We start from the raw sequence: 8333 nt of genomic DNA, 5'->3' as shown, positions 1-8333 counted from the left end.
GCGAGGCCGAACACCACCAGCCCGCCCAGCGCGAGCAGCGCGCCGACCCAGCCGGTCGAGGTCCAGCCCAGGCCGGCCGCGATGGCCACGCCGCCCAGCCAGGCACCGAGCGCGTTGGCCATGTTGAAGGCCGAGTGGTTCAGCGCCGCGGCCAGCGTCTGCGCGTCGCCGGCCACGTCCATCAGGCGGATCTGCAGCGCCGGCGCCAGCGCCACCACGGTGCCGACCAGGAACACGCTGGCGGCGGCGCTGACCGGGTGGTGGGCGGTGAACACGAAGGAGCCCAGCACCAGCGCGCTCCACAGCAGCAGGCCGGCCACCGTGCGCATCAGCGCGCGGTCGGCGAGCCGCGAGCCCACCAGGTTGCCGGCCACCATGCCCAGGCCGAACAGCGACAGCACCGCCGGCACCGCGCCCAGCGGCAGGCCGGACACCTCGGTCAGCGTGGGCTTGATGTAGCTGAACACCGCGAACATGCCGCCGAAGCCGATGGCGCCGATGCCCAGCGTGAGCCACACCTGGGGCCGCGCCAGCGCGCCCAGCTCGCGCAGCGGGCTCGCGCCCTGCGCCGCCGGCAGGTCGGGCACGCCGCGGCGCACCAGCACGCAGGCCAGCGCGGCGATCGCACCGACCAGCACGAATGCGGACCGCCAGCCCCAGTGCTGGCCCATCCAGGCTGCGATCGGCACGCCGACCAGCGTGGCGCTGGTCAGGCCCAGCATCACCAGACCCACCGCGCCGGCGCGGCGATCGGGTGGCGCCAGCGAGGCGGCCACCAGTACGGCCACACCGAAGTAGGTGCCGTGCGGCAGGCCGGCGATGAAGCGCAGCGCGTTCAGCGACAGATAGCCCGGCGCCAGCGCACTGGCGAAGTTGCCCAGCGCGAACAGCGCCATCAGGGCCATCAGCAGCCGGCGCCGCGGCCAGCCGGCGGCCAGCACCGCCAGCACCGGTGCACCGATCACCACGCCCAGCGCGTAGGCGCTGATCACGTGGCCGGCCTGCGGGATGCTCACGCCGAGGTCACGGGCCACCTCGGGCAGCAGGCCCATGATCACGAACTCGCCGGTGCCGATGGCGAAGCCGCCGACGCCGAGCGCAACCACCGCCGGCCAGAACGTCCGGTCGCGGGCGGGGGGCGATGACGGCTGTGACGCGGGTGCAGGATCGGAGGGGCGCATCGGGCGCATTGTGTTGCGCCGCAACAAACCGTGCGAGCCGCGGGCCTTTGCGGCCCTGCTCACCGCTTCACCGGCCGACAGACTCGTCGATCATCTACTCGTCGACGATGCGCAGGCATCAGCGCCCGGGCACAGGCGGCCGCCGACGTGCGCGCGGCCGCAGCCGCCGCAGCGCCATCGCAGCACGCAATCTCGTGCACCACGCCGCCTTGCGGGCCGACCTGGTCAGCGTGTTCAAGCTGGCCACGGCGCCGGACGTGCCGGGAGCGGCGCGCACGACAGCTGCCTAGCGCGCCACGCGCGGCAGGCTGCTCTTGCGCTGCATCAGGTCGTCACGCGCGAACAGCTCCGCGACCCAGTCGACGAACACGCGCAGCTTGGCGCTGAGATGGCGGTTGGTGGGTAGACCACGTGGATCGGCACCGGCTCCGAGCACCAGTCCGCCAGCACGGGCTCGAGCTCGCCGCGGCTGATGTGGGTCTGCAGCATGAAGGTCGCGGCCTGCACGACGCCGAGTCCGGCGAGGCCGGCCGCCACGTAGGCGTTGGAGTCGTTGACCGACAGCACGTAGCGGCCCGCCACCTCGATGCGCTCGCCGTCCTTGTGGAAGTCGAACGGGTACTGCCGGCCGGTGCGCGCCGAGAAGAAGCCGATCACCGCGTGCGCGCCCGACTCGAGCTCGCGCGGATGTCGCGGCATGCCGTGGCGCTTCAGGTAATCGGGCGACGCGGCGGCCAGGAACTGCAGCTCGCCAACGCGACGCGCCACCAGCGACTGGTCGATCAGTTCGCCACCGCGCAGCACGCAGTCGACGTTCTCGCTCAGCAGGTCGACCGGGCGGTCGCTGACGCCGAGGTCGATCTGGATGTCGGGATAGAGCGCATGGAACTGCGGCAGCGCCGGGATCAGCACCAGCGTGCCGACCGACGAGCCGACGTCGATGCGCAGCCGCCCGCGCGGGCTGGTCTTCGCGTGCGACATGCTCGACTCGAGTTCGTCGATGTCGCCCAGCAGCCGGATCGCGCGGTCGTAGTAGGCCGCGCCGTCCGGCGTGACCGTGACGCGCCGCGTCGTGCGGTTCAGCAGCTTGGTCTGCAGCTGCGCCTCGAGCATCTGCACCAGCCGCGTCACCGAGGGCTTGGGCAGCTGCAGCGAGTCGGCCGCCTTCGTGAAGTTGCCGGCCTCGACCACGCGCACGAAGGCCTGCATCGCAGAGAACTTGTCCATGGGCGCCGCCTCCCCGCGCTGGTGATGCCGCACCGACGCGGCGGCCGGATTATTGCGTTGGTGAAACAAATCGTGAGCGAAACGGCTATTTATTGTTTCAACGCCCGCCACTATCTTCTGCTGCATCGCAACACGCTTCATGCCGTCTCTGCGGCCCGACGCCCTCATGACCACCTCGCCGCCCCGCTCCGCCCCCTTGCGCCGCCCGCCGGCCGTGGTGGTCTGGGCGGACCAATGGATCCCGGTCGATGCCGGTGAGCCGCTGAAGGCGCGCGTCTACGGCAGCCGCCCGCGCGGCCGCTCGGCGCCGCTGGTGCTGCACTTCCACGGCGGCGCCTTCGTGGCCGGCGGGCTGGACAGCGGCGCCACGGTCGCCGGCCTGCTGGCCGAGGCCGGGGCGGTGGTGGTGTCGCTCGATTACCCGCTGGCGCCCGCCCACCCCTTTCCCGCCGCCATCGAGGCCGGCCACGCTGCGCTCACCTGGATGCACCGCCACCGCAGCCGGCTGGCCGGCCAGAGCGCGACGGTCTGGGTCGCCGGCGAAGAGGCGGGTGGCAACCTGGCCGCGGCCGTGGCACTGATGGCGCGCGACCGGCGCAGCCCGCCGCTGGCCGGCCAGATCCTGATGTCGCCGATGCTCGATCCCTGCGTGGCCACCGCCTCGCTGCGCGATGCCGATGCCGGCCCCGTCGGTTGCCTGTGGGCCGACGGCTGGCACCAGTACCTGCCCGGCGCCGCCGACGCCGACCACCCGTATGCGGCGCCCGCTTCGGCGATGCGGCTGACCGGCGTGCCGCGCACGCTGCTGATCACCGCGCAGGACGACCCGTTGCGCGACGAGGCGCTGGCCTATGCACGGCGGCTGCGCGACGCCGGCGTCGAGGTCGATGAGGCGTTTCTCGACCAACCCACCGGCTGGCCCTGCGCCTGCAAGCAGCCCGCCGGCGCGCAGGCCGCCTGGGCGCCCGTGGTCCGCGGGCAGTTCCAGGCCTTTCTGCAGCGCGCTCATGCGCCGGCCGCCGTTCCAGTTTCCGCGTCTTCCTCCATCCAGAACCGCCGCCCCGGGAGCCTCTCATGAACCAGCCCTCTTCCTCTCCCAGCCCGCGCCGCCTGTGGGCCGCCGGCACCGCCCTCACCGCGCTGATCGCGGTGTCGGCCGCCTTCTTCGGACTCAACAGCCCCAACGCCGAGGCCAACCCGGCACCGACCGCCCCCGCGGCGACGCCGGTCTCGGTGGCCACCGTCGTGCAGAGCCAGGTCGCGGCGTGGGACGAGTTCTCCGGCCGCCTCGAAGCGGTGGAACGGGTCGACGTGCGCTCGCGCGTGGCCGGCGCGGTGCAGTCGGTGCACTTCCGCGAGGGCGCGCTGGTCAAGCAGGGCGAGCTGCTGATCACCATCGACCCGGCGCCCTATGCGGCCGACGTGGAGCGCGCCGAGGCGCAGGTGGTCGCCGCCCAGGCGCGCGTGGCGTACACGCGCAGCGAGCGTGACCGCGCCCAGCGCCTGTGGGACGAGCGCGCCATCGCGCAGCGCGAGTACGACGAGCGCGTGAGCGGCCAGCTCGAGGCCGATGCCAGCCTGCGCGCCGCGCAGGCCGCACTGCAGTCGGCGCGCCTGAACCTCGGCTACACGCAGGTGCGTGCGCCGGTGGCCGGCCGCGTGGGCCGGCTCGAGATCACCGTCGGCAACCTGGTGGCGGCCGGCCCCGGCGCGCCGGTGCTGACCACGCTGGTGTCGGTGAGCCCGATCTACGCGAGCTTCGACGCCGACGAGCAGGTGGTGGCCCGTGCGCTGAAGGACCTTCCGAGCGGCGCGAGCGCGCGCAGCCAGCTCGAGCGCATCCCGGTGCAGATGGGCACCGCCGCGAACAGCGACACGCCGCGGCTCGGCAAGCTGCAGCTGGTGGACAACCAGGTCGACGCGAAGAGCGGCACGGTGCGCGTGCGCGCCGTGTTCGACAACGCCGACGGCAGTCTGATGCCCGGCCAGTTCGCGCGGCTGCGCATGGGCCAGGCCCGCAACGGCAGCGCGCTGTTGGTCAACGAGCGCGCGGTCGGCACCGACCAGAGCAAGAAGTTCGTGATGGTGATCGGCGCCGACAACCGCGCCGAGTACCGCGAGGTGCGGCTCGGTGCCCACGTCGACGGACTGCGCGTCGTGACCGACGGCCTGAAGGCCGACGAGCGCATCGTCGTCAACGGCCTGCAGCGCATCCGTCCGGGCGCGCTGGTCGCGCCGAAGCCGGTGGCGATGGACGCCAAGCCCGAGCTGCAGGCGCGCGGCGACGCAGCCTCGCAATCCTGATGACCTGAACCGACCGGGGGCCCGACCCCCGGCGTCTCCGCCGTATCCCCGAGGGAGGGAGCCATGAACCTGTCCAAGTTTTTCATCGACCGACCGATCTTCGCCGGCGTGCTGTCGCTGCTGATGCTGATCGCCGGGCTGATCGCGCTGCGCGGCCTGCCGATCTCCGAGTACCCCGAGGTCGTGCCGCCCTCGGTGGTGGTGCGTGCGCAGTACCCGGGCGCCAACCCCAAGGTGATCGCCGAGACGGTGGCCACGCCGCTCGAGGAGGCCATCAACGGCGTCGAGGGCATGCTCTACATGGGCAGCCAGGCCACCACCGACGGGCTGATGACGCTGACCGTGACCTTCCGCCTCGGCACCGACCCCGACAAGGCCCAGCAGCTGGTGCAGAACCGCGTGTCGCAGGCCGAGCCGCGGCTGCCGGAAGAGGTGCGCCGCCTCGGCATCACCACCGTGAAGAGCTCGCCGGACCTGACGATGGTGGTGCACCTGCTGTCGCCGAACGACCGCTACGACATGACCTACCTGCGCAACTACGCGGTGCTCAACGTCAAGGACCGGCTGGCGCGCATCGACGGCGTGGGCCAAGTGCAGCTGTTCGGCTCGGGCGACTACGCCATGCGCGTCTGGCTCGATCCGCAGAAGGTGGCCGCGCGCGGCCTGTCGGCCAGCGACGTGGTGGCCGCGATCCGCCAGCAGAACGTGCAGGCCGCCGCCGGCGTGGTGGGCGCCTCGCCGGGCCTGCCGGGCGTGGACCTGCAGCTGTCGATCAATGCGCAGGGACGGCTGCAGAACGAGGAGGAGTTCGGCGACATCATCGTCAAGACCGGCGCCGACGGCGCGGTGACACGGCTGCGCGACCTGGGCCGCATCGAGCTCGGCGCGGCCGAGTACGCGCTGCGCTCGCTGCTCGACAACAAGTCGGCCGTCGCGGTGCCGATCTTCCAGGCGCCGGGCTCCAACGCCATCGAGATCTCGAACCAGGTGCGCGCCACCATGGCCGAGCTCAAGCAGTACATGCCCGAGGGCGTGGACTACGAGATCGTCTACGACCCCACGCAGTTCGTGCGCGCCTCGATCGAATCGGTGATCCACACGCTGCTCGAGGCGGTGGCGCTGGTGGTGCTGGTGGTGATCCTGTTCCTGCAGACCTGGCGCGCGTCGATCATCCCGCTGCTGGCGGTGCCGGTGTCGGTGATCGGCACCTTCGCGGTGATGCACCTGTTCGGCTTCTCGATCAACGCGTTGAGCCTGTTCGGACTGGTGCTGGCGATCGGCATCGTGGTGGACGACGCGATCGTGGTGGTCGAGAACGTGGAGCGCAACATCGAGGCCGGCCTATCGCCGCGAGACGCCACCTACCGCGCGATGCGCGAGGTCTCGGGACCGATCATCGCGATCGCGCTGGTGCTGATCGCGGTGTTCGTGCCGCTGGCCTTCATCAGCGGCCTGACCGGGCAGTTCTACCGCCAGTTCGCGCTGACGATCGCGATCTCCACGGTGATCTCGGCGATCAACTCGCTCACGCTGTCGCCGGCGCTCGCCGCGATGCTGCTGAAGGGTCACGGCGCGCCGAAGGATGCGCTGACGCGCGGCATGGACCGCGTGTTCGGCCGCTTCTTCGCGCTGTTCAACCGCGCCTTCAAGCGCGGCGCCGAGGGCTACAGTGGCGGCGTCACGCGCGCCATCTCGCGCAAGGCCGTGATGATCGGCGTGTACCTGGTGTTCCTGGCGGTGACGGTGGGCCTGTTCAAGGCCGTGCCCAGCGGCTTCGTGCCGGCGCAGGACAAGCAGTACCTGATCGGCTTCGCGCAGCTCCCCGACGGCGCCACGCTCGACCGCACCGAGGACGTGATCCGCCGCATGGGCGACATCGCGCTGAAGACGCCGGGCGTCGAGCACGCGGTGGCCTTCCCCGGCCTGTCGATCAACGGCTTCACCAACAGCTCCAACTCCGGCATCGTGTTCACGCCGCTGAAGCCCTTCGACGAGCGGCGCGACCCGAGCCTGAGCGGCGCGGCGATCGCGGCCGACCTGAACCGCCAGTTCTCGCAGATCGAGGACGCCTTCATCGTGATGTTCCCACCCCCGCCGGTGCAGGGCCTGGGCACCACGGGCGGCTTCAAGCTGCAGCTCGAGGACCGCGGCTCGCTCGGCTACGCGGCGATGGACGGCGCGGTCAAGGCCTTCATGGCGAAGGCCCAGCAGGCGCCCGAGCTGGCCGGGCTGTTCTCGAGCTACCAGGTCAACGTGCCGCAGCTCTATGCCGACATCGACCGCACCAAGGCGCGCCAGCTCGGCGTCGCGGTGACCGACGTGTTCGACACGATGCAGATCTACCTCGGCTCGCTGTACGTCAACGACTTCAACAAGTTCGGCCGCACCTACACCGTGCGCGTGCAGGCCGATGCCACGCACCGCGCGCGCGCCGAGGACGTGGGCCTGCTGAAGGTGCGCTCGGCCTCCGGCGAGATGGTGCCGCTGTCGGCGCTGATGACGGTGCAGCCGAGCTTCGGCCCGGAGCGCGCGATGCGCTACAACGGCTACCTGTCGGCCGACATCAACGGCGGCCCGGCCCCGGGCTACTCGTCGGGCCAGGCGCAGGACGCGGTGAACCGCATCGCCGCCGAGACACTGCCGCCGGGCATCAGCTACGAATGGACCGAGCTGACCTACCAGGAGATCCTGGCCGGCAACTCGGCGATGTGGGTGTTCCCGCTCGCGATCCTGCTGGTGTTCCTGGTGCTCGCCGCGCAGTACGAGAGCCTCACGCTGCCGCTGTCCATCATCCTGATCGTGCCGATGGGTCTGCTCGCGGCGATGACCGGCGTGTGGCTCGACGGCGGCGACAACAACGTGTTCACGCAGATCGGGCTGATCGTGCTGGTGGGGCTGAGCGCGAAGAACGCGATCCTGATCGTGGAGTTCGCGCGCGAGCTGGAGTTCGCCGGCCGCACGCCGGTGCAGGCGGCGATCGAGGCCAGCCGGCTGCGGCTGCGCCCGATCCTGATGACGTCGCTGGCCTTCGTGATGGGTGTGCTGCCGCTGGTGCTGTCGAGCGGTGCCGGTGCGAGATGCGCCAGGCGATGGGCGTCGCGGTGTTCGCCGGGATGATCGGGGTGACCGCCTTCGGCCTCTTCCTCACGCCGGTGTTCTATGTGCTGCTGCGCCGCCTGGCCGGCAACCGCCCGCTGACGCAGCACGGCGAGGTGCCGCACGCCGAGGCCTTTGCCGGCACCCCCGGCACCGGTGGCGCGAGCCTGAAGCCGCTGCCGGCCGCGCCGGTGGCCCACCACGACTGAAGCAGCGGACCGCTGCACTTCCTTCCGAGCAGAGAACGTCATGAAGCTTCCTTCTCCTCCTTTGCCTTCCCTCGCCGGCCGCCTGCCGCGGCTGCCTCGGGCCATGCTGGCCCCGCTGTTCGCAGCGCTGGTGCTGGCGGCTGCGCCACCGCCCCGCCATCGACCCCGCGGCACTGCCGGTCGCACCGGTGGCCTTCAAGGAAGGCGACGGCCGCTGGACCACGGCCGCCCCGGCCGACGCGCAGCCGCGCGGCACGTGGTGGAAGGCCTTCGCCGACCCCACGCTCGACGAGCTGGTGGAGCGCGCCGGCCAGGC

3 protein-coding genes and 2 pseudogenes are annotated in these 8333 nt (G+C 71.6%); 3 read left to right on the top strand and 2 right to left on the bottom strand.

The window, feature by feature from the left end; translation table 11 throughout:
• Together Y694_RS17835 and Y694_RS17825 are read right to left on the bottom strand one after the other, a co-directional pair.
• A partial coding sequence (locus Y694_RS17835) for an MFS transporter (RefSeq protein ID WP_197028812.1) occupies positions 1-1181 on the bottom strand: 1181 nt, incomplete at its 3' end.
• Between the two features lie 286 nt (positions 1182-1467).
• Positions 1468-2408, bottom strand: a pseudogene (locus Y694_RS17825) (LysR substrate-binding domain-containing protein).
• 166 nt (positions 2409-2574) lie between these two features.
• Here Y694_RS17825 and Y694_RS17820 point away from each other — a divergent pair.
• The 3 genes and pseudogenes from Y694_RS17820 (at position 2575) to Y694_RS17810 (ending at position 8017) form a co-directional block, all read left to right on the top strand.
• On the top strand, positions 2575-3486 hold the full coding sequence (locus tag Y694_RS17820; protein ID WP_051495868.1) for an alpha/beta hydrolase: 912 nt from the start codon (positions 2575-2577) through the stop codon (positions 3484-3486).
• Positions 3483-4712 carry an efflux RND transporter periplasmic adaptor subunit gene (locus tag Y694_RS17815; RefSeq protein WP_036234942.1) on the top strand — a complete coding sequence of 410 codons (1230 nt, stop codon included), beginning with the start codon at positions 3483-3485 and terminating at the stop codon, positions 4710-4712. The genes Y694_RS17820 and Y694_RS17815 overlap by 4 nt, the downstream gene beginning before the upstream one ends.
• 63 nt (positions 4713-4775) lie before the next feature.
• Positions 4776-8017 (top strand): annotated as a pseudogene (locus Y694_RS17810) (efflux RND transporter permease subunit).
• The last annotated feature ends 316 nt before the right edge of the window (positions 8018-8333 follow it).

This window comes from Methylibium sp. T29-B, assembly GCF_000576225.1.
Lineage (GTDB): Bacteria > Pseudomonadota > Gammaproteobacteria > Burkholderiales > Burkholderiaceae_C > Methylibium > Methylibium petroleiphilum.
The sequence above is the reverse complement of the archived record's forward strand: the minus strand, read 5'-3'. Positions and strand labels throughout refer to the sequence as shown.

Coding starts and splice junctions, on each gene's coding strand:
- Y694_RS17815 (WP_036234942.1), top strand. CDS start 3,483: ATGAACCAGCCCTCTTCCTCTCCCAGCCCGCGCCGCCTGTGGGCCGCC.
- Y694_RS17820 (WP_051495868.1), top strand. CDS start 2,575: ATGACCACCTCGCCGCCCCGCTCCGCCCCCTTGCGCCGCCCGCCGGCC.